Annotated in this window: 26 protein-coding genes, 1 tRNA gene and 1 pseudogene; 12 read left to right on the forward strand and 16 right to left on the reverse strand. The window is 65.2% G+C overall.

The annotated features are described in order from the left end of the window. The 5 genes and pseudogenes from IE00_RS20835 to pdxH all read right to left on the reverse strand — a co-directional run. A pseudogene (locus tag IE00_RS20835) lies at positions 1-648 on the reverse strand (IS3 family transposase); the annotation flags it as partial. A gap of 522 nt (positions 649-1,170) precedes the next feature. After that, a tRNA-Pro gene (locus tag IE00_RS06345) sits at positions 1,171-1,247 on the reverse strand. A 40-nt stretch (positions 1,248-1,287) separates the two neighbouring features. Beyond that, positions 1,288-1,791, reverse strand: a complete 504-nt coding sequence (locus tag IE00_RS06350; protein WP_072296237.1) for a DUF192 domain-containing protein — start codon at positions 1,789-1,791, stop codon at positions 1,288-1,290. Further along, a complete protein-coding gene (locus IE00_RS06355; protein ID WP_072296349.1) occupies positions 1,778-2,374 on the reverse strand; it encodes a cold-shock protein in 597 nt (198 codons plus the stop codon). The genes IE00_RS06350 and IE00_RS06355 overlap by 14 nt, the downstream gene beginning before the upstream one ends. Before the next feature lie 140 nt (positions 2,375-2,514). Continuing rightward, on the reverse strand, positions 2,515-3,129 hold the full coding sequence (pdxH, locus tag IE00_RS06360) for a pyridoxamine 5'-phosphate oxidase (RefSeq protein WP_072296350.1): 615 nt from the start codon (positions 3,127-3,129) through the stop codon (positions 2,515-2,517). 79 nt (positions 3,130-3,208) lie between these two features. Between pdxH and fabI the strand changes: the two genes are divergently transcribed. The 4 genes from fabI (at position 3,209) to IE00_RS06380 (ending at position 6,052) form a co-directional block, all read left to right on the forward strand. Next, positions 3,209-4,036, forward strand: coding sequence for an enoyl-ACP reductase FabI (gene fabI / locus IE00_RS06365; protein ID WP_072296238.1), 828 nt, complete (start codon positions 3,209-3,211; stop codon positions 4,034-4,036). Positions 4,037-4,056: 20 nt separating this feature from the next. Beyond that, complete coding sequence (locus IE00_RS06370; RefSeq protein WP_240493805.1) at positions 4,057-4,671, forward strand: LysE family translocator; 615 nt, start codon at positions 4,057-4,059, stop codon at positions 4,669-4,671. 16 nt (positions 4,672-4,687) lie between these two features. Continuing rightward, positions 4,688-5,176 (forward strand): xanthine phosphoribosyltransferase, encoded by a 489-nt coding sequence (gene gpt / locus IE00_RS06375; protein ID WP_072296239.1) that lies wholly within the window; start codon positions 4,688-4,690, stop codon positions 5,174-5,176. A gap of 150 nt (positions 5,177-5,326) precedes the next feature. Continuing rightward, positions 5,327-6,052 (forward strand): PRC-barrel domain-containing protein, encoded by a 726-nt coding sequence (locus IE00_RS06380; protein ID WP_205949656.1) that lies wholly within the window; start codon positions 5,327-5,329, stop codon positions 6,050-6,052. A 91-nt stretch (positions 6,053-6,143) separates the two neighbouring features. On the opposite strand, the gene trpE is transcribed toward IE00_RS06380, so the two are convergent. From trpE to IE00_RS06400, 4 genes are all read right to left on the reverse strand, one after another. Beyond that, positions 6,144-7,649 (reverse strand): anthranilate synthase component I, encoded by a 1,506-nt coding sequence (trpE, locus tag IE00_RS06385; RefSeq protein ID WP_072296241.1) that lies wholly within the window; start codon positions 7,647-7,649, stop codon positions 6,144-6,146. Next, entirely contained in the window at positions 7,649-9,544 is a 1,896-nt protein-coding gene (locus IE00_RS06390; protein WP_072296242.1) for a peptidylprolyl isomerase, read from the reverse strand. The genes trpE and IE00_RS06390 overlap by 1 nt, the downstream gene beginning before the upstream one ends. Before the next feature lie 67 nt (positions 9,545-9,611). After that, positions 9,612-10,787, reverse strand: coding sequence for an aminotransferase (locus IE00_RS06395; RefSeq protein ID WP_072296243.1), 1,176 nt, complete (start codon positions 10,785-10,787; stop codon positions 9,612-9,614). 1 nt (position 10,788) lies between these two features. Beyond that, on the reverse strand, positions 10,789-11,388 hold the full coding sequence (locus IE00_RS06400) for a hypothetical protein (RefSeq protein WP_072296244.1): 600 nt from the start codon (positions 11,386-11,388) through the stop codon (positions 10,789-10,791). Between the two features lie 180 nt (positions 11,389-11,568). Between IE00_RS06400 and IE00_RS06405 the strand changes: the two genes are divergently transcribed. The 7 genes from IE00_RS06405 to lexA all read left to right on the forward strand — a co-directional run bounded on the left by IE00_RS06405 (position 11,569) and on the right by lexA (position 17,105). Further along, positions 11,569-12,159, forward strand: coding sequence for an aminodeoxychorismate/anthranilate synthase component II (locus IE00_RS06405; protein ID WP_072296245.1), 591 nt, complete (start codon positions 11,569-11,571; stop codon positions 12,157-12,159). Further along, positions 12,156-13,175 carry an anthranilate phosphoribosyltransferase gene (gene trpD, locus IE00_RS06410; protein ID WP_072296246.1) on the forward strand — a complete coding sequence of 340 codons (1,020 nt, stop codon included), beginning with the start codon at positions 12,156-12,158 and terminating at the stop codon, positions 13,173-13,175. Before IE00_RS06405 ends, trpD begins: the two co-directional genes overlap by 4 nt. Beyond that, on the forward strand, positions 13,172-13,807 hold the full coding sequence (locus tag IE00_RS06415) for a uracil-DNA glycosylase (protein ID WP_072296247.1): 636 nt from the start codon (positions 13,172-13,174) through the stop codon (positions 13,805-13,807). Before trpD ends, IE00_RS06415 begins: the two co-directional genes overlap by 4 nt. A gap of 42 nt (positions 13,808-13,849) precedes the next feature. Further along, positions 13,850-14,641 carry an indole-3-glycerol phosphate synthase TrpC gene (gene trpC / locus IE00_RS06420; protein WP_072296248.1) on the forward strand — a complete coding sequence of 264 codons (792 nt, stop codon included), beginning with the start codon at positions 13,850-13,852 and terminating at the stop codon, positions 14,639-14,641. After that, entirely contained in the window at positions 14,638-15,111 is a 474-nt protein-coding gene (gene moaC, locus IE00_RS06425) for a cyclic pyranopterin monophosphate synthase MoaC (protein ID WP_072296249.1), read from the forward strand. The genes trpC and moaC overlap by 4 nt, the downstream gene beginning before the upstream one ends. Continuing rightward, the gene (gene glp, locus IE00_RS06430) at positions 15,108-16,286 is read left to right on the forward strand and encodes a gephyrin-like molybdotransferase Glp (RefSeq protein WP_072296250.1); all 1,179 of its coding nucleotides are present in this window, start codon (positions 15,108-15,110) and stop codon (positions 16,284-16,286) included. Before moaC ends, glp begins: the two co-directional genes overlap by 4 nt. A 96-nt stretch (positions 16,287-16,382) precedes the next feature. After that, on the forward strand, positions 16,383-17,105 hold the full coding sequence (lexA, locus tag IE00_RS06435; RefSeq protein WP_072296251.1) for a transcriptional repressor LexA: 723 nt from the start codon (positions 16,383-16,385) through the stop codon (positions 17,103-17,105). Positions 17,106-17,175: 70 nt separating this feature from the next. On the opposite strand, the gene hemC is transcribed toward lexA, so the two are convergent. Further along, positions 17,176-18,114: a hydroxymethylbilane synthase gene (gene hemC, locus IE00_RS06440; RefSeq protein ID WP_139291350.1), complete on the reverse strand. Its 939-nt coding sequence runs from the start codon at positions 18,112-18,114 to the stop codon at positions 17,176-17,178. 73 nt (positions 18,115-18,187) lie between these two features. On the opposite strand from hemC, the gene hemE reads away from it, so the two are divergent. Further along, a complete protein-coding gene (gene hemE, locus IE00_RS06445) occupies positions 18,188-19,216 on the forward strand; it encodes a uroporphyrinogen decarboxylase (RefSeq protein WP_072296253.1) in 1,029 nt (342 codons plus the stop codon). On the opposite strand, the gene IE00_RS06450 is transcribed toward hemE, so the two are convergent. The 6 genes from IE00_RS06450 to IE00_RS06475 all read right to left on the reverse strand — a co-directional run bounded on the left by IE00_RS06450 (position 19,213) and on the right by IE00_RS06475 (position 24,643). Next, complete coding sequence (locus tag IE00_RS06450) at positions 19,213-20,127, reverse strand: SPOR domain-containing protein (RefSeq protein ID WP_072296254.1); 915 nt, start codon at positions 20,125-20,127, stop codon at positions 19,213-19,215. The two genes, hemE and IE00_RS06450, sit on opposite strands and share 4 nt — an antisense overlap. Before the next feature lie 68 nt (positions 20,128-20,195). Further along, positions 20,196-20,825, reverse strand: coding sequence for a uracil phosphoribosyltransferase (gene upp, locus IE00_RS06455; protein WP_072296255.1), 630 nt, complete (start codon positions 20,823-20,825; stop codon positions 20,196-20,198). Beyond that, complete coding sequence (locus tag IE00_RS06460) at positions 20,825-21,796, reverse strand: adenosine deaminase (RefSeq protein WP_072296256.1); 972 nt, start codon at positions 21,794-21,796, stop codon at positions 20,825-20,827. Before IE00_RS06460 ends, upp begins: the two co-directional genes overlap by 1 nt. Next, positions 21,793-22,971, reverse strand: a complete 1,179-nt coding sequence (locus IE00_RS06465) for a phosphopentomutase (RefSeq protein ID WP_072296257.1) — start codon at positions 22,969-22,971, stop codon at positions 21,793-21,795. The genes IE00_RS06460 and IE00_RS06465 overlap by 4 nt, the downstream gene beginning before the upstream one ends. After that, positions 22,968-24,251, reverse strand: a complete 1,284-nt coding sequence (locus IE00_RS06470; RefSeq protein ID WP_072296258.1) for a thymidine phosphorylase — start codon at positions 24,249-24,251, stop codon at positions 22,968-22,970. The genes IE00_RS06465 and IE00_RS06470 overlap by 4 nt, the downstream gene beginning before the upstream one ends. Further along, positions 24,248-24,643, reverse strand: coding sequence for a cytidine deaminase (locus tag IE00_RS06475; protein WP_072296259.1), 396 nt, complete (start codon positions 24,641-24,643; stop codon positions 24,248-24,250). The genes IE00_RS06470 and IE00_RS06475 overlap by 4 nt, the downstream gene beginning before the upstream one ends. Positions 24,644-24,795 lie beyond the last annotated feature (152 nt).

Raw genomic sequence — 24,795 nt, forward strand, 5'->3', positions numbered from 1 at the left:
AGGCCACGCCGCATCGGCAGATAGGTGATGTCCCGGCACCAGACCTGGTTGTGCCGGTCCACCCGCAACCCTCTCGGCAGACAGGGATAGGTCTTGTGGCCCCTTGCCGGCCTGCTGGTATCGGGTCTTGGGTAGATCGACATCGGACGCATGAGGCGCATCAGCCGACGAATGCGCTTCTCGTTCACCAGCTGTCCGTCGTTGCGCAGATGCCAGGCCATTTGCCCGACGCCGAAGAACGGCGTGTCCAGGAACTGCTCGTCCATCGGCATCAGGCCGAGGTTCAACGCCGTCTCGCCTTGCGTGGGCATAGTAGAACGAGGGTCGCGCGATCGACAGCAGGCAGCACTGCGCGCCCCGACAGCTTGGGATGGGTCCGTTCGATCGTCCTGCATCTCACTTCCCGCCCTAGGGCTTCAGCTTTCCTGACAAAAAATCATTGGCGACGGCCAGCTCTCCGATCTTGGCGTGCAGGGACCGGACCGTCTCCTCGTCCACCCCCGCGGGCTTTCGGCTGCTCCGTTCGAAGATGTCGGCCGCTCCATCGAGCAACGCCTTCTTCCCCTGATGCATCATGGTCGGATGCACACCGTAATCGGCGGCCAGTTCGGTCACTGTGCGCTCGCCCTTCAGCGCTTCTAGGGCCACGCAGGCTTTGAACCCCGCGTCATGGCCTCTTCATCTTCTGATCACCTCGTTCCTGGAGATCAGAAGACGACAGATCGTAGCCGAAATCACTGTCCGATTCGCAGGAAGTGGCTCAGTTTGACACAGATGATGCCGCTTAGACCCTTGCGGTTGTATATCGAACGCGCCCCGGACCTTGGTAAAGAACGGCTGAATGCGTCGCATCTGCTGTACTCTCGGCCAAAAATATCGCTTGCCTCGTCTGGCCCTGACCAGTGTTAGTCACTCAACCCACTGGTTTTCAATATAAAATTACTAAAATGTACACTAGTTGCGGTCAGTTTTGGACCTTGGTCCCGGCAAACGATGGCCTACTAAGTGCTGAAGCCGACGTTCATGTTCGTTGTAAGGTTCGGCAGCTTATGCCCTTCGCGTCGAAATTGGAAATATCCACGCATGTCCACTTTCGTAAAGCAGGCAATCCCGCGAACCAGACCGCCAGACAGAAAAGGCAGAACGCTTTGCCACAGAACAGCTCAATTGTGGTCGGGGCGAGAGGATTCGAACCTCCGACCTACGGTACCCAAAACCGTCGCGCTACCAGGCTGCGCTACGCCCCGACAGCTTCGCTTTAGACGATTGATCGGGCTGTGAAAAGGCCTAGTTGCACGGAAATGCCGCGCGGTCCTGATCCAGGGCCGGATGCGCCAGAACCTGCCCTTTTGCCAGCCCCAGACGGGCCGCCTCCCCGCCTGCGATCTCGAGCACCATCAGACGTGCGGGATCGGGGTCGCCGACCATCGCGCCGGGCACGGGTGTTTCGTCCAGCGGGCGGGCATTGGGGTGGATGTGGCGAATCACGCCCGTGGCATCCAGAAAGATCATGTCCAGCGGAACGAGCGTGTTGCGCATCCAGAAGCTGACGGGCTGGGGCTGTTCATAGACGAACAACATTCCGGTCCCCGGCGGGACATTCTTGCGATACATCAGGCCCTGCGCACGCGATGCGGGCGTGTCGACGACCTCGATGTCGAATTCCAGCACCTGGCTGTCTTCCAGCCGGATCAGGGCAAGATCCTCGGCGCAGCTTCCCTGCGCCGAAGCCGACAGCGGGCCAAGGATCAGCGCCGCGAGGAGCGCGGCTGCAAGCCTATTCGGCAACATGGGCAAGGTATTCGGCATCCTGCATATCTTCACGGATATCGGTCTTCAGTTCGTGGGCCGATGCCGGGACCGCATTGTCCCAGGATGCGACCTGCGCCGCCATCAGACCGCGCGGACCTTCGATCACGCGCAGGCAAATCGCCTCGCCGATGGCAAGGTCAGCAAAACCGGAATGGCGCACAACCTCGATATGAATGAAAACATCCTCCGGATGTCCGAAGATGTTTGCAAAACCGAAGCCCTTGCTCTTGTCGAACCACTTCACCCGCGCGGGCCGAAGGGGAAGACTGTCCATATGCTCGATGACTTCGGGATCCAGGTCGGCGATCGGCGGATGGCCGTCGGTGGCCGGCGGCTCGATCGACACGACCTCGGCGGCCTGGGTGCCCCGCTTCGTCGCCTGGACCATCACGACGACGCTGGATTGATCCGCGACCGAACTGCGCCCGAAATTGCGCAGGACATTGGCGTGCAGAAGAATGTCTTCTCCACCCTCGTCATTCACGATGAAACCATAGCCCTTGGTCGCGTCAAACCACTTCACCAATCCGGTAACGCGTGTCAGGCCAGTATCTTCAGTCATCGTCTGCATGTTTCCACGAAATGCCAAATTTGCGCGGACATTAGGACCGCACAAATCGGACTACAACAAAATACCATCACCCGAAACAGAGCGACCAACCAAGCCACTCCATCTTGGCCCAAGTAAACAATTCGTCAAGCTCAGGGTGCAAGCCGGGTGATTTTCCAGCAGTCTTCCGCCTGTCTGACCCAGACAAAACGGTCGTGCAGGCGAAACGCGCCATCGGCCCAGAACTCGATCTGCGTCGGAGTGATTCGGAAGCCTCCCCAGAAAGGTGGGCGGGCGGGATTGGTTCCGTGCTTCAATGACATTTTGGCAACAGCCGCAACCAGGGTCGCACGGTCCTCCAGCGGCTGCGATTGCGGCGAGGCCCATGCCCCCAGCCTGCTCTTCAGTGCGCGGCTGGCGTAATAGGCGTCCGCCTGCGGCCCTTCCTCGCGGGTGACGGTGCCGCGGACGCGGATCTGACGGCGCAGCGATTTCCAGTGCATCACGAAGGACGCCTTACCGGTGGCGCTGATCTGGCGGCCCTTGGCGCTGTCGTAATTGGTATAGAACACGAACGACCCGTCGGGTCCCTGACCGTCGATATCCTTCAGCAGCACCATCCGCGTGTCGGGCATGCCCTCGGCATCGACGGTGGACAGCGCGATGGCATTGGGATCATTGATCTCGGACGTCTCGGCCTCGGCCAACCAGGAGCGCGTGATGTCGAACGGGTCATCACCCGCAAAGATTCCGGTCCGATCTGTCATCATCCGTTCCTTGTGCTTGATGCGGCAGGGTAAACGGCATAATCACCGCTGAAACGGTTGAAAGCGCGAGGGACGGGACATGTCAAGCGAGCAGAGGTCGGGCCTGATGGCCGGCAAGCGCGGTCTGATCATGGGATTGGCCAATGACAAGTCGATTGCCTGGGGCATCGCCAAGGCATTGGCCGCCGAGGGCGCAGAGCTGGCCTTCAGCTATCAGGGCGAGTCGCTGAAGAAGCGCGTCGACCCGCTGGCAGCCCAGCTCGGCTCGGATCTGGTGCTGCCCTGCGACGTTTCCGACGGCGCCTCGATCGACGGATTGTTCGAGAAACTGGCCGCGGAATGGGACAAGCTGGACTTCATCGTCCACGCCATCGGCTTTTCCGACAAGGAACAGCTGCGCGGTCGCTATGCCGAGACCACGCGCGACAACTTCCTGATGACCATGGATATTTCGGTCTATTCCTTCACTGCCGTCGCCCGCCGGGCAGCCGCGATGATGACCGATGGCGGGTCGATGCTGACGCTGACCTATTACGGCGCCGAACGCGTCATGCCGCATTACAACGTCATGGGTGTCGCCAAGGCCGCGCTGGAGGCATCGGTCCGCTACCTGGCCGAGGATTTCGGCAAGGACAACATCCGCGTCAACGCCATCAGCGCGGGCCCCATCAAGACGCTGGCCGCATCGGGCATCGGCGACTTCCGCTACATCATGAAGTGGAACGAGCTGAACTCTCCGCTGCGTCGCAATGTCACGCAGGAGGATGTCGGCAATTCCGCCCTCTACCTGCTGTCGCGCCTTGGGGCCGGTGTCACGGGCGAGACGCATCACGTCGATGCGGGCTATCACGTGGTCGGCATGAAGGCCGTCGACGCGCCCGACATCGCCACCGTCAAGAAAGACTGAGATCCGCGGGGCGGCCGGGCATGATCACCATCTCGGCCGACCAGCTTGGCATCTTCGTGGCGACCCTGGCCGTGGCGATCCTGTCGCCGGGTCCCGGCGTCATCGCCATCAGCCAGGGGTCCTTCGCCTATGGCCGCAGGCGTGCCCTGCCCTATGGCTGGGGCCTGGCGGTCGGGGCCTCGGTCTGGTGCCTGTTTGCGTTGCTGGGCCTGACGGTCATCTTCCGCCTGTTGCCATGGACCCTGACGCTGATGCGCATCCTGGGCGGGGTCTATCTGCTGTGGATCGGCGCCAAGATGTGGCGCCACGCCGCCGAGCCCCTGCCCGATCCCGCATCCGCGAAACGCGGCATCGGCCTGTGGTCGGGGATGGCCCTGAACCTGTCGAACCCCAAGCCCGCGCTTTTCTATTCGGCGGTGCTGCTGTCGATCTTCCCCGCTGCGCTGAGCATCGCCGACAAGGGCGCGATCTATGTCACAGCCTTGTCCGTCGAGCTGTTATTCTATACCGCACTGGCCAGTCTGATGGCGCTGCCGTGGTTGCGGGACCGCTATTATGCCGCAAAGTTCTGGATCGACCGGGGGGCCGGCCTGGCAATCGCGTTGCTGGGCCTTTCGCTGGTCGTGAATCCCTGAGGAAGGAAAAAGACGCATGACGGATCGTCTGCCCCACGAAAAAGGCTTTCACATCAGCTGGGATCAGCTGCACCGCGATGCGCGTGCGCTGGCATGGCGCATGGAAGAACAGGAATGGCGCGCCGTTCTGGCCGTGACCCGGGGCGGGCTTGTCCCCGCGATGATCGTGGCGCGCGAACTGGACATCCGCACGATCGACACGATCAGCGTGAAATCCTATCACCGGCAGGAACAGTCGGGGCTGACGGTCCTGAAAAAGCCCGATCCCGAACTGATGGGCGACGGCGACGGCATTCTGGTCGTCGACGATCTGGTCGACAGCGGCCGCACGCTGGAACTGATCCGCGAGATGTATCCCAAGGCGCATATGGCCACCGTCTATGCCAAGCCCAAGGGCAAGCCGATGGTGAACAGCTATGTCACCGAGGTCAGCCAGGATACCTGGATCTATTTCCCCTGGGACATGGCGCTGCAATATGTCCAGCCGTTCCGCGGCGAGGACTAAGGTTCCATCACAAAGACTTGCTGCCTGGTCCCCGCCGAACTGATTTCGGCGGGGAACCTCTGTCGGGATCTGCGCATTGTGAACTCAATCGCGGGATGCAAACGCCGCCCGCAAATGGAAAACCAGGAGGACACTATGCGTAATCTTCTTTTGACCACTGCCGTTGCCCTGCCGATGACCTTTGGCGCCGCTTTCGCTCAGGACACCGCGCCGGCAACCGATCCCGCGATGGAAACGACTGAAACCGCGCCGATGGGCACGGACACGGCCGACACCATGGCCGATCCCGCGATGGAAACGTCCGAAGGTGACGACGCCGCAGCCGCAGCATCGGCCGCCGAAAAGGTCGAACAGCAGCAGGCCGAGAACGAATGGCGCGTCGACTGGATCACCGGCACTTCGGTGACCTCGCCCGAAGGCAATGCCATCGGTGATATCAACGACCTGATCGTCGACAGCGAAACCGGCGAGATGAAGGCAGCAGTCATCGGCGTCGGCGGTTTCCTGGGTATCGGTGAAAAGCAGATCGCCCTGCCGTGGACCGACCTGATGATCAATTCGGACGCCCAGCAGATCACCACCGATCTGACCGAAGAAGAAGCCGACGCGGCACCGGAATACGTCTTCCGCGACCAGGCACCCGAGGGTGAGATGGCCACGGACACGATGGCAACCGATCCGGCGGCCACCGACACCATGGCAACCGACCCGGCCACCATGGACACGATGGAAACCGAAGGCACCGTCGAAGGTCAGCCGATGGCAACCGAAGATGCCATGGAAGACAATGCCGAAATGGAGAGCGACATGAATGCAGACGCTCCCGCCGAGGAAATGGAGATGGAAACCGAAACGGAAACCGCACCCGCCAACTGATCGGCATGGTTCGGACCCGATACGGGATCTGACAGAAAGGCGGCCCGATCGGGCCGCCTTTTCCATAGTCACGCAGGCTGGCTGCAGGCGATCAAAAGTTTCCGCGGACGAATTGCGCGGCCGCTTCGGCGGCACGTTGCAGGGCGCGGCTTTTGTTCATCGTTTCCTCGAACTCAGCTTCGGGGTCGCTGTCATAGACGACGCCGCCGCCGGCTTGGATATACAGGGCCTGGTCCTTGACCACGCCCGTGCGCAACGCGATGCACATGTCCATTTCGCCATTTGCGGCGAAATAGCCGACCGCACCGCCATAGACGCCACGCTTCTCCGGCTCCAGCTCATCGATGATCTGCATCGCGCGAACCTTGGGCGCGCCTGATACGGTACCCGCGGGCAGACCCGCCAGAAGCGCCGACAGGGCATCCTCGCCGTCGCGCAACTGCCCCACCACGTTCGACACGATATGCATCACGTGGCTATAGCGTTCGATGACGAATTTCTCGGTCGGCCGCACGGTACCGGGCTTGGCGACCCGCCCCACGTCATTGCGCCCCAGATCCAGCAGCATCAGATGCTCGGCCAGTTCCTTCTGATCGCCCAACAGATCGGCCTCCAGCGCCCGGTCCTCGGCTTCGTCCGCGCCGCGCGGACGGGTGCCCGCGATGGGGCGGATCGTGACTTCGCCGTCGCGCAGACGGACCAGGATCTCGGGGCTGGCGCCGACGATCTGGAAGCTGCCCATGTTCAGGAAAAACATGAAGGGCGACGGGTTGGTGCGCCGCAGACTGCGATAAAGCGCAAAGGGCGGCAGCGGGAAATCCAGCCGCCAGCGTTGGCTGGGCACCACCTGGAAAATGTCGCCCGCGCGGATGTATTCCTTGGCCTTTTCGACCGCGGCCAGGTAATCGGCCTTTGCGAAATTCGACACCGGCGCACCGATCTGCATGTCATGGCCCAGGGCGCGCGGTTCGGTTGGCTGGCGGTCCAGCGACCGCAGCGCATCCATCACCCGTTCGGCGGCACGCGCATAGGCGGCGCGGGCATTGTCGTTCCCGTCATGCCAGGCAGGGGCGCAGAGCGTCACCTCGCCCTTGACGCCATCCAGCACCGCCACGACGGATGGCCGCATCATCATCGCATCGGGCGTGTCCAGCGGGTCGGGGTTCACATGCGGCAGGTGTTCGACCAGCCGGATCATGTCATATCCCAGATAGCCGAACAGCCCCGCGGCCACCGGCGGCACGCCCTCGGGCATGGTCTCGATCCGGCTCTCGGCGATCAGGGCGCGAAGGCTGTCCAGGGCGGGACGGGCATCATCCTCGAATTCCTCGGTAAAGCGGGCCTGCCGGTTGATCCGCGCCTTGCCGTCGCGGCACTCCCAGATCAGGTCGGGCTTCATGCCGACGATCGAATAACGACCGCGAACCTCGCCCCCGGTGACGGATTCCAGCATGAAGCTCTGCGGGGCAGCCTCGGCCAGTTTCAGCATCAGGCTGACGGGCGTGTCCAGATCGGCCGCCAGACGGATGGTGACCAGCTGGTTGTGACCCGCGGCCCATTGCGCCTTGAAGGATTCGAAATCGGGCGTCAGCTGCATCACTGGACCTGCGCGTTGATGGCGTTGATGGCCTGCTGGTCGATCTGCACCTTGGAATTGCGCTGAACATGGCGGGCGTAATAGTCGAAGATGTCGGCCTGCAGGGACTGGTCCAGACGCGACTTGACGCTGTCGACGACCTGCGTCGCATCCTCGGTCGAGAGGTCCGCATCGCTGATCTGATCCAGGCGCAACACAAAGACCCGGTCGCCCGCATCGACGACCCCGACATCGCCCGGTTCGGCCATCGCAAAGGCCTGCGACAGGATCTCGGGCGGCAAACCACGCATGTAATCGCTGCGCGACATGCCGGTTTCGGTCGTCCAATCGACGGCTGCGGGTTCTTCGGCCGGTTCGGCCTGCGGTTCGGCATCGGCGCCGGGCGAGTTCTGCGCCACGGCAGCCAGTCGCTGTTCGGCGGCCAGGTCCAGCAGGCGGCGCTGCAGTTCGGCCTGTTTCCAATCGGCCAGAACCTCGTCCCGGACCGCGTCGAAGGGCTTCAACGTCGGCGGCACGATTTCGTCCAGGCGCATGGCGAAGACACCGCCATCGGCCAGTTCGAACAGCTGCGGGAAATCGCTGGCGGTGATGTCGGCGGCACGCTCGCGGAAGCCTTCGTAACCGGCGATGCTGCCTTCCTCGGGATTGCCCTCGGCGGTCCAGTCCACCTGCCCCAGCTCCAGCTCCGTCTCCTCGGCCAGTTCCTCCAGCGTGGCGCCACCGGCCAGCAGGTCTTCATAGTCGGGCGCACGGTCCTGGATCTGACGGGCGGCACGGCTCAGGGCCGCCTCGCCACGCAGATCGTCGCGTGCCTCTTCGAACGGAATGTCGACGGGATCAAGGATCGCGTTGACGGAAAACAGCGCCGGGCCCAGATCGGTCTGGACGGGGCCCACCACACCGGGCTGTTCGGCGGCAAAGACGGTATCGGCGGCCTGCCCCAGATCCTGGCGCGTCACCTCGCCCAGGTCGATATCATCCAGCGACAGGCCGCGGTCGATCACGAAGGATTCGAAGGGCTTTTCGCCGGCGTCGATCTGGTCACGGGCGGCTTGCGCGTCGGCCTCGGTCGGGAAGACAAGGCGGCCGACCATCCGGCGCTCGGGGCGCTGGAACTGCTCGATGTTGCGGTCATAGACGGCGCGCAAGGCCTCTTCGTCGACCTCGACCTCCGATGACAGCATGTCCGGATTGATCCAGGCATAGCTGATCTTGCGGGTTTCGGGCGCGGTGAAGCGATCGCCATTGGCCTCGTGCCAGGCTTTCAGCGTCGCCTCGTCGGGATCGGCGATGGGTTCGGCCAGATCATCCGCGGTCAGTTCGTACCATGCGAAATCACGCGTCTGCAGCAGCCAGCGCGCGGTCTGATCGACCATCGGCGTGGGCGCCTCGACGCCGCCCGCAATGGCGCGCTGCAGGATCAGGCGAGATTCGTCGTCGCGGACGGTCGCTTCGAAATCGGCCTCTGTCAGACGTTCGCGGCGCAGGATCTCGGAATAGGCGGTGCGGTCGAACCTGCCGTTCGGCCCCTGGAAGGCGCCGGCCTGCATGATCGTTTCCGCGACCTTCTCATCGCCCACGGAAACGCCGATGCGGCGGGCCTGTTCGGCAAGCGCCGCCGCCCCGATCAGCTGGCCCTGGACCATCGCGGGCAGCCCCATCTGCTGAGCCTGCGCCATCGTGATCTGCTGGCCGGTCTGCTGCGACAGGTTGCGCATCTCGTTCTGCAGGGCGCGGGCATATTCATCCGCGGTGATCTTGGTATCACCGACCGAGCCCACCTCGGTCGTGCCCCCTGAAAAGCTGGTGACGCCGAAGCCCCCCAACCCCAGGACCATCAGACCCAAAAGGATCCAGACGACGGTTGATTTGCCCTTGGTTCGCAGCTGTGACATGGCGCGGCCTTCCTCGTGGTCGTGTCTTTGCCGTCTTTAGGACGCCGCGCCCCGCGCCACAAGTGGATCAGGCCCCAAGCTGCGCCAGCCGCCCTGCCAATTGCGCGATCCCGTCCGCATCGACATTGGCAAAGGCCAGTCGCAGGTGGCGCGCGCCGGTCGGATCGCCGTCGGGCGTGAACATCGTTCCAGGCAGCGCCAGCACCCCGATTTCCGACACCATCCGCCGTGCCAGATCGGCAGAGCTTTCGGCGAAGGGATGTTCCACCCAGGCAAAATACGCCCCCGCACTTTTCAGCGTCCAACCGGTCAGATCGGCCAGCGCCGTTTCGGTGGCATGGCGGCGGGCCAGGATCTCGGCCCGTTCGCCCGCCAGCCAGTCGTCCAGGTTCGCCAGCCCCCAGACCGCCCCCACCTGCCCCAGCTGCGCCGGAGAGATCGCGACCGTATCCAGGAACTTCTCGACCTCGGCCAGGCGGTCCTGGCCCGCGACCAACGCGCCGACCCGATGCCCGGTCAGGCGATAGGCCTTGGAAAAACTGTAAAGCTGGATCAGCGTGCGGTCCCAATCGGGCCGCTGGAACAGGTCGTGCGGGGCGCCGGTGCGGCTGTCGAAATCGCGATAGGTCTCATCCACCACCAGCGCCAGCCCATGGCTTTGCGCCAGATCGAAGAAGCGCCCCACCAGTTCGGCCGGATATTCGGCCCCCGATGGGTTGTTCGGTGTCACCAGCACGATCGCGCGGGTGCGCGGCGTGATCAGGGCGCGCGCCTTTTCGGGGTCGGGCAGCATCGCGTCGCCACAGGGCAAGGGCACCGTTTGAACGCCGGACATGTCCAGCCACATCTTGTGGTTGAAGTACCAGGGCGTCGGTACGATCACCTGGTCCCCCGCCCCGGCCAATGTCGTCATTGCCGCACAGAAGGCCTGGTTGCAGCCCTGGGTGATCGCCACGTTGCCGCCCGTCAGCGACCCGCCATAGGCCGCGCCGAACCGCGCCGCCACCGCGTCGCGCAGATCGCCATTGCCCAGCACCGGACCGTAAAGATGCGCCTCGGGGCGGTTCAGGGCAGCCTCGGCGATGGCCTGGCGTAGACCCAGGGGCGGCGCATCGACGGGGGCCGCTTGGCTGACATTGATCAGCGGCCGGTCGGGCGGGAAATCGACGCCCTGCAACCAGCGGCGCGCCTCCATGACCGGCGGGGCAAAGGTGGCGGCCAGGGCGGGGTTGATCGGCTTCATCTCAGTTACGCTCCATCTTGCGCAGATCGGTCAGATCGGGGGGCAGCGACAGGTCCAGCCCCGGCGCGGGCATTTCGGGGGCCGGATCGGGCTGCGCGTCCTGGGCCTCGGGGCTGTCGGCCAGCTGCGGCAGACTGTCCTGGGGCGCATCGGGCGCAAGCCCCGGCAGGCTGCGCGTCATCGGCGCATCCGCGGCGCCACCGGGCAGTTGCAGGCCCGGCGCGGCATCGAAGGGCGCGGGCTGGCTTTGCGCCGGCATGCTGTCGCCCGCAAGGGTATCGGGCCGGGCGTTGTCATCCGTCACGGGGCGCGGCGCGGGCTCGGCCACGGGGGCGGTGACCGCCACGGGTTCGGATTGACGTTCGCTTTCGCCGGCACGGATCGGCGTGGGCGCACGCGGGGCCACATCGCCCGCACGTCCGAATTCCGACCCCACCGGCAGGTCCATCCGCCCCGAAGGCGTCGCCTCGTCGTCGGGGGTGGCGACCATCGGCGATGCGTCCTGCGGCTGCGGCAGGGGCGCCAGCAGCGACAGCCCCACCAGAGCCGCCGCGCCCAGCAGTGCGCCATGAACCGCGCCTGTCAGAATTCCCCGTGCCATCTGCCCCTCTTGTCCTTCGCGACGCCGTCGCGCCATTTTGATCGCCCGGTCTTGACCCTTGGCCGCGCTTTGCCCCATCTATAGCGGACGCTTTTGCGGGGGGAAACCGCCCCCATTCACCGCCTCCTTTCACGCCGCCGCGCGAAGATCCAAGTTCCCTGACGACAAGGTGCCAAGCCGATGATCCTTCTGATCGACAATTACGACAGCTTCACCTGGAACCTGGTCCATTACATGGGCGAAGCGGGGGCCGAGGTCACGGTGCGCCGCAACGATCAGCTGACCGTCGATCAGGCGCTGGCGCTGAACCCCGACGGCATCGTGATCTCTCCGGGTCCCTGCGATCCCGATCAGGCGGGCATTTGCCTGGACCTGATCGCCGCGGCGGCCGACCGGCGCATTCCCCTGCTGGGCGTGTGTCTGGGGCATCAGGCCATCGGCCAGGCCTTCGGCGGCAAGATCGTGCGCGCGACCCGCATCCTACATGGCAAGGTCGATGCGATCAGCCATGACGGTTCGGGCGTCTTTTCGGGCCTGCCATCCCCCATGAACGCCACGCGCTATCATTCGCTGACGGTGCAGCCCGAAAGCCTGCCCGATTGCCTGCGCGTCACCGCGACCTCGGATGACGGGACGATCATGGGGCTGATCCACCGCGATCTGCCGATCGAAGGCGTCCAGTTCCACCCAGAATCCATCGCCTCGGAAAACGGGCACGAGATGATCCGCACCTTCCTGTCCCGCTGCACCAAGGCAGAGGCCGCCGCATGACCGACATCCGCCCGTTGATCGGGATCGCCGCGACCCGTCCGCTGACCGGCCCCGAGGCCGAAACCGCCTTTTCCGCCCTGTTCGACGGCGCGGCCACCCCGGCCCAGATCGGCGGCCTGCTGATGGCCCTGCGCGTGCGCGGCGAAACGGTCCAGGAAATTGCCGCCGCCGCCCGTGCCATGCGCAACCGCATGAACCGCGTGACGGCCCCTGCCGGCGCGATGGACATCGTCGGAACGGGTGGCGACGGCAAAGGCACGCTGAACATCTCGACCGCGACGGCGTTCGTGGTGGCCGGCGCGGGCGTGCCCGTGGCCAAGCATGGCAACCGCAACCTGTCGTCGAAATCGGGTGCTGCGGATGCGCTGGTCAAGATGGGCATCAACGTCATGGGCGGGCCTGCCGTGGCGCAACAGGCCCTGAGCCAGGCGGGCATCTGTTTCATGATGGCGCCGATGCATCACCCGGCCATGCGCCATGTCGGCCCGCCGCGTGCGGAGCTTGGGACAAGAACCGTCTTCAACCTTTTGGGACCGTTGACAAATCCGGCATCCGTCCGGCGCCAGCTGACCGGCGCTTTCAGCGCCCAATGGATCCGCCCCATGGCCGAGGTGCTGCGCGATCTGGGTTCCGATGCGGCCTGGTTGGTCCATGGCGGCGACGGCACCGATGAGCTGAGCATCGCCGCGGAAAGCCATGTCGCCGCCCTGAAGGATGGCCAGATCACCGAATTCACCATCGCCCCCGAGGATGCCGGCCTGCCGCGTCATCCGTTCGAGGACATCATCGGCGGCGAACCCGAACAGAACGCCGCCGCCTTCCGCGCCCTGTTGGAGGGCCAGACCGGTGCCTATCGCGATGCCGTGCTCTTGAATGCGGCAGCGGCCCTGCTGGTGGCCGACAAGGTGACCGATCTGCGCGACGGCGCGCGGATGGCGGCCGAATCCATCGACAGCGGCGCGGCCAAGGCCCGTCTTGTCGCGCTGTCCCAAGTGACCGGCCCGCCCGAGGCATGACCCCGCCGGAAGCCTGGGCCAACCTGCCCTTTTTTCGACAGGAATGGCCCGCCATCCGCAACCGGCTGGCGGGTCAGGACTGGCTGCCCGGCCCGGCCAACGTCTTTGCGGCGCTGCAGGCCACCAGTCCCGCAAAAACCCGCGTCGTCATTTTGGGCCAAGACCCCTATCCGACACCCGGCCACGCCAACGGGCTGGCCTTTTCGGTCACACCCGAAACACCGCTGCCGCGGTCGCTGCGCAACATCTTTGCCGAGCTGCAAGATGATGTGGGTGCAACGCCCCCGACCGGTGATCTGTCGGGATGGGCGCGACAGGGGGTGCTGCTGTTGAACAGCGCGCTGAGCGTCCTGCCGGGCCAAGCGGGCATCCATGCGAAATGGGGCTGGCAGCATCTGGCCCGACAGGCGGTCGCCGCCGCGCAGGATCATGGGCCGCTGGCCTTCCTGCTGTGGGGCAACCATGCGCAGAAGACGCTGGCCGATCTGGCCAGACCGCAGGATCTGGTGATTGCCACGGCGCATCCGTCGCCCCTGTCGGCGCGGCGGGGCTTCTTTGGCAGTCGTCCCTTCAGCCGGATCAATGACTGGCTGGTCGATCAGGGTCGCCAACCGATCGATTGGACCGCATAGGTCCCCTTCCCTCGACACACTCGCAGCGCTAGAACCGGACCCATGGATATTCTGGAAAAGATCAAGGCCTACAAGCTGGACGAAATCGCCGCCGCCAAGGCCGCACGTCCGCTGGCCGATGTCGAGGCCGCCGCACGTGCCGCTTCGGCCCCCCGTGGTTTCGCCCGCGCCTTGGATGCGGCGGCGGAAACCGGCCCCGCATTGATTGCCGAGATCAAGAAGGCCAGCCCCTCGAAGGGGCTGATCCGGTCCGATTTCGCGCCCGCCGAGCTGGCCCGCGCCTATAAGGCCGGGGGCGCGGCCTGTCTGTCGGTTCTGACCGACGGACCCAGCTTTCAGGGCGCCCCCGAATATTTGACGGCCGCCCGCGATGCCTGCGATCTGCCGGCGCTGCGCAAGGATTTCCTGCATGACACCTATCAGGTGGCCGAAGCGCGGGCCTGGGGCGCCGATTGCATCCTGATCATCATGGCATCCGTCGACGACGTCCTGGCGGCCGAACTGGAAGATGCCGCGACCCATTGGGGCATGGACGCGCTGATCGAGGTTCACGACGCGGATGAACTGGACCGCGCCCTGCGCCTGAAATCACCGATGATCGGGATAAACAATCGCAATCTCAAGACCTTCGACGTCACCCTTGATGTGACGCGCGAACTGGCGCCGCGCGTTCCCGACGACCGTCAGGTGGTCTGCGAAAGCGGTCTTTTCGCGCCTGCGGATCTGGCCGACATGATGCAGGTCGGCGCGCGCCGTTTCCTGATCGGCGAAAGCCTGATGCGTCAGGACGACGTCGCCGCCGCGACACGCGCCATTCTGGACGTGCCGGCATGAGCCTGACCCATTTCGACGCCGCCGGTCAGGCCCATATGGTCGATGTTTCCGGCAAGGAAGAAACCGCACGCGAGGCCGTGGCGACCGGCTGTGTCATCATGACCGCCGACACGCTGGCCCTGGCCAAGGGTGGAGCCGCCAAGGGCGACGTCATGGGCGTCGCCCGGCTGGCAGGCATCATGGGGGCCAAGCGGACGGCAGATCTGATCCCTCTATGTCACCCCCTGCCCATCGCCAAGGTCGCGCTGGAATTGATCCCCGATGACACCCTGCCCGGCATCCGCGTCACGGCGACGGTGCGCACCACGGGTCGCACGGGCGTGGAAATGGAGGCCCTGACGGCGGTGACGACGGCCTGTCTGACCATTTATGACATGCTCAAGGCGGCCGAAAAGGGGATGCAGATCACCGATATCCGGCTGCTTCGGAAAGAGGGCGGGAAATCGGGCCTCTATGAGGCGCAGCCATGATCCCCGTCCCCGAGGCGCTGGAACGCGTCTTGACACTGGCCAAGGCACCCGTAGCCGAAACCGTGCCCTTGGCGCAGGCGCACGGTCGGGCATTGCTGGAACCTGCCGTGTCCAGATTGACGCAACCGCCCTTCGATGCGTCGGCGATGGATGGCTATGCCATGCGCGCCGCCGATATGTCGGGCCCCATGCAGGTCGTCGGCACCGCCGCGGCGGGGCATCCCTGGACCGGGCAACCCGGCCCAGGTCAAGCCATCCGGATTTTCACCGGCGCGCCCGTTCCCGCCGGGTTCGACCATGTCGAATTGCAGGAAAACATCCTGCGTGACGGGGACAGCATCCGCGTCCAGACACGGTCTTCGGGCAGCAATATCAGGGCTCGTGGCAATGACTTCGCCACGGGTGATCAAGTGGAAGCGGGGCAGATCCTGACCGCCGCGCATATCGGCCTGCTGGCGGCCATGAACCTGCCGACCGTCACCGTGGCCAGGCAGCCGCGTGTAGCCATTCTTGCCGGCGGCGACGAACTTCTGCCTCCGGGCAGTGATCCGCGACCCGGACAGATCATCAGCTCCAACGACCTGGCGATTGCGGCGATGGTGTCGCAGGCGGGGGGTGTGCCCCGCATCCTGCCGATTGCCCAGGATACGGATGAAAGCCTGCGCGACAGTTTCGCGGCAGCGGGCGATGCCGACCTGATCGTGACCATCGGCGGTGCGTCGGTCGGCGATCACGACCTGATCGGCAAGATCGCGGCTGAACTGGGATTGGATCGCGCCTTCTACAAGATCGCGATGCGGCCCGGAAAGCCGCTGATGGCAGGTCGGCTGCACGGTTCAGCCATGCTTGGCCTGCCGGGAAACCCTGTCTCGGCAATGACTTGCGGGATCTTATTCATGCAACCTCTGATCCGCGCGATGCAGGGCCTTCCGGCGGGCATCCCCACCGGTCGTGCCCAACTTGGACGCGAGCTGCCTGCCGAAGGTCCGCGCCAGCACTATCTGCGGGCCCGGCTGGACCGCGCAGGCGACATATCGGTCATCACCCCGTTCGAGGATCAGGATTCCGCCCGGCTTTCCCTGATGGCGCAGGCCGATGCCCTGTTGATCCGTCCGGCCCACGATCCCGCGCGACGCCCCGGCGAGGTGATGGAGTACATTCCTCTTGGTCTCTGACAATTAACTGTTTTTTTATCTTCATTGCGTCAAATGATTGACGTGATTCGGGCCATCGGCTAGAACATTAACGGAACATATCGATGAGGCCGGGCCATGTTGACAAAAAAGCAGATCCAACTGCTGGAATTCATCCAAAGGCGGATGGTTCGCGACGGCGTACCGCCGTCATTCGACGAGATGAAGGATGCCTTGGACCTCAGGTCCAAATCGGGAATCCATCGTCTTGTGACCGCACTTGAGGAGCGTGGGTTCATCCGGCGCCTTCCCCATCGTGCCCGTGCGCTGGAGGTCCTGCGTTTGCCGGACGCACTGGCGCACTTGGCCGATGCGGCGGAACCGGAGACCGGGGCCAAGCCCGCATTCACGCCGCGCGTGATCTCCAACACGCGGCCCTCGCGGCCGCGCGGTGCCATGACTGTGGTGGACAGCCCCGCCGTCCAGCTGCCCTTGATGGGTCGCATCGCGGCAGGCGTGCCCATCGAAGCCATCTCCGAGGTGTCGCATCACGTAGCGGTTCCCGGGACGATGCTGACAGGGCGCGAACATCATTATGCGCTGGAGGTGACCGGCGATTCGATGATCGATGCCGGAATAAACGACGGCGACGTGGTGGTGATCCGTGAACAGGACACGGCTGAAACCGGTGACATCATCGTGGCATTGGTCGACGATCAGGAAGCGACCCTGAAGCGCTATCGTCGCAAGGGCGCGATGATCGCCCTCGAGGCCGCGAACCCTGCCTATGAAACCCGATTGCTGCCCGAAGACCGGGTGCGCATTCAGGGCCGCCTGGTCGGGTTGATCCGCAGTTATTGAAGATGATACGGGCGCGCCTTTCTTGGCGCGCCCGATGATGATCCTGCGGCATGACCGCGCAGCGACCCCGTCACAGGGTCATGAAGCCCGGTCCGCCCCGCGTCAGCAGTTCCTCCGCCAGATCCGTACCCATCGCGGCACCGTCCGCCGTGCTGCCATTTCTGGTACCGCTGACGACCGCGCTGCCATCGGGGCGCAAGATCTCTCCGCGCAGGGTCAGACCATCGCCGATGACTTCGGCCAGACCTGCGATGGGCGTCTGACAGGAACCATCCAGTCGCTTCAGAAACGCCCGCTCGGCCGCGATGCGCAAGCCGGTTTCCGTATCGTGCAACGGCGCCAGAAGGTCAGCGATCCGTGCGTCATCGGCGCGACGTTCGACACCGATGGCGCCCTGGGCAACCGCAGGCAGCATTTCGGCAGGATCGATGCCGCTTTGGGCCACATGCACCATGTTCAGACGGCGAAGACCTGCCATTGCCAGGAACGTCGCGACCGCCACGCCATCATCCAGTTTCTTCAGTCTTGTCTGAACGTTACCGCGGAATTCGACCAGGATCAGATCGGGGCGGCGATGTGCCAGCTGGGCGCGCCGGCGCAGGCTTGACGATCCGACGGTCGCCCCAAGCGGGAGGTCCGAAATCGAACCGAAATGAGGGCTGACGAAAGCGTCGCGCACATCTTCCCGAGGCAGCAGACAGTCGATGATCAGACCGTCGGGCTGCAGCGTCGGCATGTCCTTCATGGAATGGACCGCGATGTCGATTGCGCCCGCGGTCAGGGCTTCCTCGATCTCTCGGGTGAACAGGCCCTTGCCGCCGATCTCCTTCAAGGGGCGATCGGTGATCCGGTCGCCGGTCGTCTTGATGACGACGATTTCAAAGGCATCGGCAGGCAGGCCATGGGCGGCCATTATCCGGTCACGCGTCTCATGGGCCTGGGCCAATGCCAGAACCGATCCGCGGGTGCCGATCTTGATGGGGCGGGAGGTGTCGGGCATCTGTGTCATGGCGCATGGATAGCGGCCGGACGCACGCTTGACAACGTCTGTCGCCTCGCCTTCAAGGGGCGCAGGAGGCCATATGACCAAACTTCTGCTGCGCGCCCTGGCGGGCGAGACCTTGCCCACCCCACCGATCTGGATGATGCGCCAGGCTGGTCGATACCTGCCGGAATATCGCGCGACGCGGGCCAAGGCGGGCGACTTCCTGTCGCTGTGCTACAATCCCGAACTGGCGGCCGAGGTGACCTTGCAGCCGATCCGGCGTTTCGGCTTCGACGCGTCGATCCTGTTTGCGGATATCCTGCTCGTGCCGCAGGCGCTTGGGGCCGATCTGTGGTTCGTGACAGGCGAAGGGCCGCGGCTCTCCACGATCACCTCGGCAGAGGATTTCGCACGGCTGAAGCCCGCCGAGCAGATCCACGAACGCCTTGCGCCGATCTATGAAACGGTGCGCATCCTGTCGCAGGAACTGCCGCGTGAAACCACGCTGATCGGTTTTGCAGGCGCGCCCTGGACCGTGGCCACTTATATGATCGCCGGTCGCGGCACCAAGGACCAGGGTCCGGCCCATGCCTTCAAGGCCGCCGATCGCGAAACCTTCAGCGCCCTGATCGATCTGATCACCGAGGCGACGATCCTCTATCTCTCGGCCCAGATCAAAGCCGGGGCCGAGGTCGTCAAGCTGTTCGACAGCTGGGCGGGCAGCCTGAAAGGCCAGGATTTCGATGATTTCGCGCTGGCGCCCGCCAAGCGCATCATCTCTGCGCTGAAGGAGCGCCACCCCGGCATCCCGGTCATCGTCTTCCCGAGAGAGGCGGGCGACCGCTATATCGGTTTCGCCAAGGCCACGGGCGCCGATTGCGTTGCGCTGGACAACTCGGTGTCGGCGGAATGGGCGGCGCAGAACGTGCAGGTCGACGGCTGCGTGCAGGGCAATCTGGCACCGGGCCACATGGTCACCGGCGGCCCCGAACTGGTCCACGAGGCGCAGCGGATCACCCGCACGCTGCGGAACGGTCCGCATGTCTTCAACCTGGGCCATGGCATCACGCCCGACGCGGATCCCGACAATGTCGCCCGCATGATCGAGGCGGTTCGCACCGCCTAGCGCGGCACCGCCCCTGCATAGCCCGTGCGGCGCAGTTCGGCCAAGGCCTCGACCAGCTTCTGCCGGTCGGGGAAGGGTCCGGCCATGATGACCCGCATGCCCCTGTTCTTGTCGTTGATGCGTGATTGCGCCACGCGATAGCCGCGGGACGACAGGGCGCGCAGCACGATCAGGGCATTTTCGCCGTCCTGAAACGCCCCCACCTGAATATAACGCGCCGAGGCCGGGATCATCTCGACCATCGGTTTCGGCGCGGCGACGGGCGCGGGCCTGCGCGCCACGACGGCACTGACGGGGGCACTGACGGGTTTGGATGCCGGTTTCGCCGCCCGGGATTTTCCTGGCACGGTCTTCGGCGCGGCTTTGGTGACAGGCGCAGCCGCCGTGGCTGTCTTGATCTTCATCCCCGGACAGAGCCCCAACGCGGCACCCGGCGCGGCCTCATCCCCTGGGCGATACCCGAGACGCGTGCAGAGATCATCGGCGGGCTCGATCGCCGCAGCCTCTCTGACGGCGGGCGCCACTTTCAGCGCATCCGTCAAGGTCGTCTGCAAGGGATCGGGATGACGGGCAGGTTCTGCCGGGCGGCGTGTTTCCGGCTGGGCGGGATCGGCGGCCCATTCGCCGGGGCGCAACTGGTGGGTCAGCTGCTCCATCAGCAAGGTCTCGGCATCCGGTTCAGCCGGCGCGTCGGTTGGACGAGCCTGCGCGATGCTGGGGGGAAAACCGCAAAGCGGCTGCCCTGCCCCATCGATGCGCGCAGACCAGCCCGCATCATCGCGGCGAAAGACGCAGCCCGCGCCGTCGATATATTGCGTCCCCGTGAAATCACCCGGCGGCGGAGGGTTCGGCGCCGCCAGCGCCGACCCGCCCGTCATGATCAACGCCGCCACCCAATGTTCAAACCGCATCTGCCATCCACTTTCCGCTTTGGCCCGAAGCTAGGGCCAAAGCGTGAAACGGCGGTTAACGGCGGGGCTTATTTCGTGCCGAACATCCGGTCGCCGGCATCGCCCAGCCCCGGCACGATATAGCCGTGATCGTCCAGCTTTTCGTCCAGTGAGGCCGTGAAGATCGGCACGTCGGGATGGGCTTCGCGCATGCGTTCGACGCCTTCGGGGGCGGCCAGCAGGCACAGGAAACGCAGGTTCTTGGCCCCGCGCGCCTTTAGCATGTTGATCGCCTCGACCGAGGAATTGCCGGTGGCCAGCATCGGATCGACGACGATGGTCATCCGCGCATCCAGTTCCTTGGGGACCTTGCAGTAATATTCGACGGGCTTCAGCGTCTCGGGGTCGCGGTAGAGACCCACGAAGCCGACGCGCGCACCGGGGATCAGTTCCAGGATCCCGTCCAGCAGACCGTTCCCCGCCCGCAGGATCGAGATCAGCGCCAGCTTCTTGCCCTCCAGCGTGGGGGCTTCCATCTCGCACATGGGGGTCTGGATGGTCATCGTGGTCAGTTCCAGCTCGCGCGTGACCTCATAGGCCAGCAGCAGGCTGATCTCGCGCAGAAGGCGTCGGAAACCGGCGGTCGAGACCTGTTCCTGGCGCATGATCGACAGCTTGTGCTGGATCAGGGGGTGATCGACGACGGTCAGATGAGGCATTAGGCGAATTCCTTTTTCAGGCGGTCTTGGGTGGCGGTGTCGCAGAAGGCGGCTTCGGCGGCCCAGAGGTTGATCTGTCGGAACTCGGTATCGCCCCAGCCAAAGACCGATGCAAGCCGGTCGTATTCGTCGCGCATCGTGGTGTGAAAGAACGGCGGATCATCGGTCGACACCGTCACCCGGACGCCCGCATCGGCCAACCGCACGATGGGATGGCGGTCCCAGGACGGATAGACCCCAAGCGCGATGTTCGACCCCGGGCAGACCTCCAGCGTGATCTCGCGTTCGGCAAGGTCGCGGACCAGCTGCGGGTCCTCGATCGCCTGCACACCGTGGCCGATGCGGGTGCAGCCAAGATCAAGCGCCTGCCGCACGCTTTCGGGCCCGCCCCATTCGCCGGCGTGGCAGGTCAGGCCCAAGCCCGCTTCGCGGGCGCAGTCGAAACTCCAGGCGAAATCTGTGGCCTTGTGGACCTGTTCCGCCCCGCCCATGCCGAAACCGGTGATCCAGCCGCCGCCCGCGTCGAAGGCCGTTTCGGCCGCGCAGATCGCCGACAGCCGGGCGTGGTCCGGACCCATGTGGCGGATGGCGGTGATGATGCCGCGGCTGTCGATGCCCATGGCGCGGCCCTTGTCGGCAACCTCGGTCATCGCGGCCAGGTAATCGCGCCAGGCCGACAGATCACCCCCGCCGCAGAATTCGGGCGACACGAACAGCTCGGTATAGATGACGCCTTCTTCGGCGCAGCGTTCCAGCACCTCGGCCAGCAGACGGGCATAGTCGCGGGGCGTCGTCAGAACGGCGGTCGCAGCCTCGTAGCAGCGCAGGAAACCCGGAAAATCATCATAGGCATAGGCGCCGCGTTCATCAAAGACGCCGCTCAGATCGGTGCGCTTTTCCTTGGCGACGGCGCGGATGAAATCGGGCGGTGCCGCCCCCTCCAGATGCAGGTGCAACTCGATCTTCTTCATAGGAATGAGGTCCCGTGTTCGGGGGCCGCAAGCCCCAGGTGATCCATGACCGTGGCCCCGATATCGCCAAAGCCCACCTGCCCCATCGACCGCGACCCTGCGCCGTGGACCAGCACCGGCACGCGTTCGCGCGTATGGTCGGTGCCGCGCCATGTCGGATCATTGCCGTGATCGGCGGTGAAGATCGCCAGATCGCCCGGCCCAAGCGTGGCCAGAAAGCGCCCGGCGACCGTGTCGAACCATTCCAACTGCGCGGCATACCCCGCGACGTCGCGGCGATGGCCGAAATTCGTGTCGAATTCGACGAAATTGGCAAAGGTCAGGCTGCCTTCCGGGGCTTCGCGCCCAAGGCGGATCAGGTGTTCGCCCAGATCCGCATCGGATTTGCCCTTGTGCAGATGGGCGATGCCGCGATGGCTGAAGATGTCGCCGATCTTGCCGATGGCATGGGTGACGCGCCCCGCCTTGGTGGCGATATCCAGGATGGTCTGGGCGGGCGGCGCGATGGCAAAGTCGCGCCGGTTCGGGGTGCGCTGAAAGCTGCCCGGCTGGCCCAGAAAGGGCCGCGCGATCACGCGACCGACCCGCATCTTGTGCAGCATGGGCGCCAGGTCGCGGCAGAGGTCGATCAGGCGGTCCAGGCCAAAGACATCCTCGTGCGCGGCGATCTGCAGCACGCTGTCGACCGAGGTATAGCAGATCGGCCAGCCGGTCTGCAGATGCTCGGGGCCGAAATCGTCGATGACCTCTGTGCCCGATGCATGGCAATTGGCCAGGATGCCGCCCGTTCCCGCCAATTCGCAGATGCGCGCTGTCACCTCGGGCGGAAACGCAGGCGTGGTGTCGGGGAAATAATGCCAGTCCCATGGCACGGGAACGCCCGCGATCTCCCAGTGGCCCGAGGGGGTGTCCTTGCCGCGCGACAGTTCGGTCGCGGCGCCCCATGCGCCTTGCGGATCGACCATCAACCCCGGCGCATCCTGCCCCGAGGCCAGCCGCACGGCGTGCCCCAGGCCAAGCCCCGACAGATGCGGCATGCTCAGCGGGCGGGCCTGCGCGATATGGCCAACGGTATTGGCCCCGGTATCGGGCTGGCCGTCGTTGAAATACTGGTCGGCATCGGGGGCACCGCCGATGCCGACGCTGTCCATGACGATCAGGAAGGCGCGGGTCATGGGGTGATCCTTTCGCGGATCAGGGGGCCGGACTGGCCCTCGTCCCCAAGGTGATAGGCCGATTGCACGGCGGCGACGGCCACCTGCGCGGCGGTATCATCGGCGGCATGGACAAAGGCCAGCGGGCGGTCGGGGCCGACCTGGTCGCCCAGCTTGGCCATCCGGTCCAGACCGACGCGCGGGTCGACCGGATCACCGGCGCGGACGCGACCGCCCCCCAAGGCCACGACCGCGTGACCCAGGGCCGTCACGTCGATCCGGGCCACGCGACCGGTCGGCGTGGGAACGGCACGGATGACGGGCGCTGCGGCCAGATGCGCGTTGGGGCGTTCCATCAGGTCCGCGGGCCCGCCCTGCGCGGCCACCATCCGGCCAAAGACTTCGGCGGCGGCACCGCTGTCCAGCGTGCCCTCCAGACCCTCGGTCGATTGTCCGACCAGGCGCAGGCATTCCGCGGCCAAGGCCAGCGTCAGGTCGCGCAGCGCGCCCCTTTCGCCCTGCAGCACGCGGATCGCCTCAAGCACCTCCAGCGCGTTTCCGGCGCTGCGGGCCAGCGGTTGGTCCATATCGGTGATCAGGGCGGATGTGACGCAGCCCGCCCCGTTGGCCGTGTCGACCAGTGCCTGCGCCAGACGCGGGGCGCTGTCAGGCTTTTTCATGATCGCGCCCGACCCCGCCTTGACGTCCAGCACCAGCGCATCCAGCCCCGCCGCCAGCTTTTTCGACAGGATCGACGCGGTGATCAGGTCGATCGATTCTACCGTCCCCGATTCGTCGCGGATCGCGTAAAGCCGTTTGTCGGCGGGCGCGACATCGCCGGTGGCCGACACGATGGCGCATCCGATCTGGCGCACGATGCGGGTGAAATCCTGCTGGCTTTGATCGCAGAGAAAGCCCGGGATCGCCTCCAGCTTGTCCAGGGTGCCGCCGGTATGGCCAAGGCCACGCCCCGACACCATCGGCACAAAGACGCCCCGCGCCGCCAGCAGCGGGGCCAGCACCAGGCTGACCGTGTCGCCGATGCCACCGGTCGAATGCTTGTCGACCACAGGCCCCGACAGGTCCCATTGCAGGACCTGCCCGCTGTCGCGCATGGCGCGGGTCAGGGCGACGCGCCCCGCAGGCCCGACGCCCTTGGTCAGGACGGCCATCGCAAAGGCTCCGGCCTGGGCGTCGCTGACCGAACCATCGGCCAGACCTTGGGCGATCAGGGCCGCGCCCGGACCATCCAGACCCCGCCCGTCGCGGATGGCGGCAATGACCGGACGTGGATCGGTCATGATGCGTTGGTCATGTGGCCGGCGTCGAAACGGCCCGGCAGCAGGTCGCCGACCGTGGTTCCCATCCGGCCGCCATCGGTGGTCGCCAGAAGGACGGGGGTATGGCCTTCGGCGAATTCGGCCAGTTTCTGCCGACAGCCGCCACAGGGGGGCACGGGGCTGGGGCTGTCGGCGATGACGGCGACTTCGGTCAGGCGCGTCTCTCCGGCGGCGACCATGGCGGCGATGGCGCCCGCCTCGGCGCAGGTGCCTTCGGGATAGGCCACGTTTTCGACGTTGCAGCCCGTATAGACCACCCCCGAGGCGGAACGGATCGCCGCCCCCACCTTGAATTTCGAATAAGGCGCATAGGCATTTTCGCGCACGTCGCGCGCAGCATCCAGCAATGACATCGGTCAGCCCCCTTGGTGTCGTCGGCCTCAATTTGCGCGTCCGCGCCGAACAGTGCAAGCGGACCCTCCTGCAGGCCCGTGCAAACGCGGCGCACAAGCCCGCTGTTCCCCGTCCGCAATATGGTTTAACGGTAAACCAATTCCGAAACCGG

Origin of the sequence: Paracoccus sp. SM22M-07 (assembly GCF_001887735.1) — a bacterium.
Lineage (GTDB): Bacteria > Pseudomonadota > Alphaproteobacteria > Rhodobacterales > Rhodobacteraceae > Paracoccus.

Bases quoted from the DNA above. Each gene is read 5' to 3' on its own strand.
- IE00_RS06350 (WP_072296237.1), bottom strand. From the start codon at position 1,791: ATGTTGCCGAATAGGCTTGCAGCCGCGCTCCTCGCGGCGCTGATCCTT.
- IE00_RS06355 (WP_072296349.1), bottom strand. From the start codon at position 2,374: ATGACTGAAGATACTGGCCTGACACGCGTTACCGGATTGGTGAAGTGG.
- pdxH (WP_072296350.1), bottom strand. From the start codon at position 3,129: ATGACAGATCGGACCGGAATCTTTGCGGGTGATGACCCGTTCGACATC.
- fabI (WP_072296238.1), top strand. From the start codon at position 3,209: ATGTCAAGCGAGCAGAGGTCGGGCCTGATGGCCGGCAAGCGCGGTCTG.
- IE00_RS06370 (WP_240493805.1), top strand. From the start codon at position 4,057: ATGATCACCATCTCGGCCGACCAGCTTGGCATCTTCGTGGCGACCCTG.
- gpt (WP_072296239.1), top strand. From the start codon at position 4,688: ATGACGGATCGTCTGCCCCACGAAAAAGGCTTTCACATCAGCTGGGAT.
- trpE (WP_072296241.1), bottom strand. From the start codon at position 7,649: ATGCAGCTGACGCCCGATTTCGAATCCTTCAAGGCGCAATGGGCCGCG.
- IE00_RS06390 (WP_072296242.1), bottom strand. From the start codon at position 9,544: ATGTCACAGCTGCGAACCAAGGGCAAATCAACCGTCGTCTGGATCCTT.
- IE00_RS06395 (WP_072296243.1), bottom strand. From the start codon at position 10,787: ATGAAGCCGATCAACCCCGCCCTGGCCGCCACCTTTGCCCCGCCGGTC.
- IE00_RS06400 (WP_072296244.1), bottom strand. From the start codon at position 11,388: ATGGCACGGGGAATTCTGACAGGCGCGGTTCATGGCGCACTGCTGGGC.
- IE00_RS06405 (WP_072296245.1), top strand. From the start codon at position 11,569: ATGATCCTTCTGATCGACAATTACGACAGCTTCACCTGGAACCTGGTC.
- trpD (WP_072296246.1), top strand. From the start codon at position 12,156: ATGACCGACATCCGCCCGTTGATCGGGATCGCCGCGACCCGTCCGCTG.
- IE00_RS06415 (WP_072296247.1), top strand. From the start codon at position 13,172: ATGACCCCGCCGGAAGCCTGGGCCAACCTGCCCTTTTTTCGACAGGAA.
- trpC (WP_072296248.1), top strand. From the start codon at position 13,850: ATGGATATTCTGGAAAAGATCAAGGCCTACAAGCTGGACGAAATCGCC.
- moaC (WP_072296249.1), top strand. From the start codon at position 14,638: ATGAGCCTGACCCATTTCGACGCCGCCGGTCAGGCCCATATGGTCGAT.
- glp (WP_072296250.1), top strand. From the start codon at position 15,108: ATGATCCCCGTCCCCGAGGCGCTGGAACGCGTCTTGACACTGGCCAAG.
- lexA (WP_072296251.1), top strand. From the start codon at position 16,383: ATGTTGACAAAAAAGCAGATCCAACTGCTGGAATTCATCCAAAGGCGG.
- hemC (WP_139291350.1), bottom strand. From the start codon at position 18,114: ATGACACAGATGCCCGACACCTCCCGCCCCATCAAGATCGGCACCCGC.
- hemE (WP_072296253.1), top strand. From the start codon at position 18,188: ATGACCAAACTTCTGCTGCGCGCCCTGGCGGGCGAGACCTTGCCCACC.
- IE00_RS06450 (WP_072296254.1), bottom strand. From the start codon at position 20,127: ATGCGGTTTGAACATTGGGTGGCGGCGTTGATCATGACGGGCGGGTCG.
- upp (WP_072296255.1), bottom strand. From the start codon at position 20,825: ATGCCTCATCTGACCGTCGTCGATCACCCCCTGATCCAGCACAAGCTG.
- IE00_RS06460 (WP_072296256.1), bottom strand. From the start codon at position 21,796: ATGAAGAAGATCGAGTTGCACCTGCATCTGGAGGGGGCGGCACCGCCC.
- IE00_RS06465 (WP_072296257.1), bottom strand. From the start codon at position 22,971: ATGACCCGCGCCTTCCTGATCGTCATGGACAGCGTCGGCATCGGCGGT.
- IE00_RS06470 (WP_072296258.1), bottom strand. From the start codon at position 24,251: ATGACCGATCCACGTCCGGTCATTGCCGCCATCCGCGACGGGCGGGGT.
- IE00_RS06475 (WP_072296259.1), bottom strand. From the start codon at position 24,643: ATGTCATTGCTGGATGCTGCGCGCGACGTGCGCGAAAATGCCTATGCG.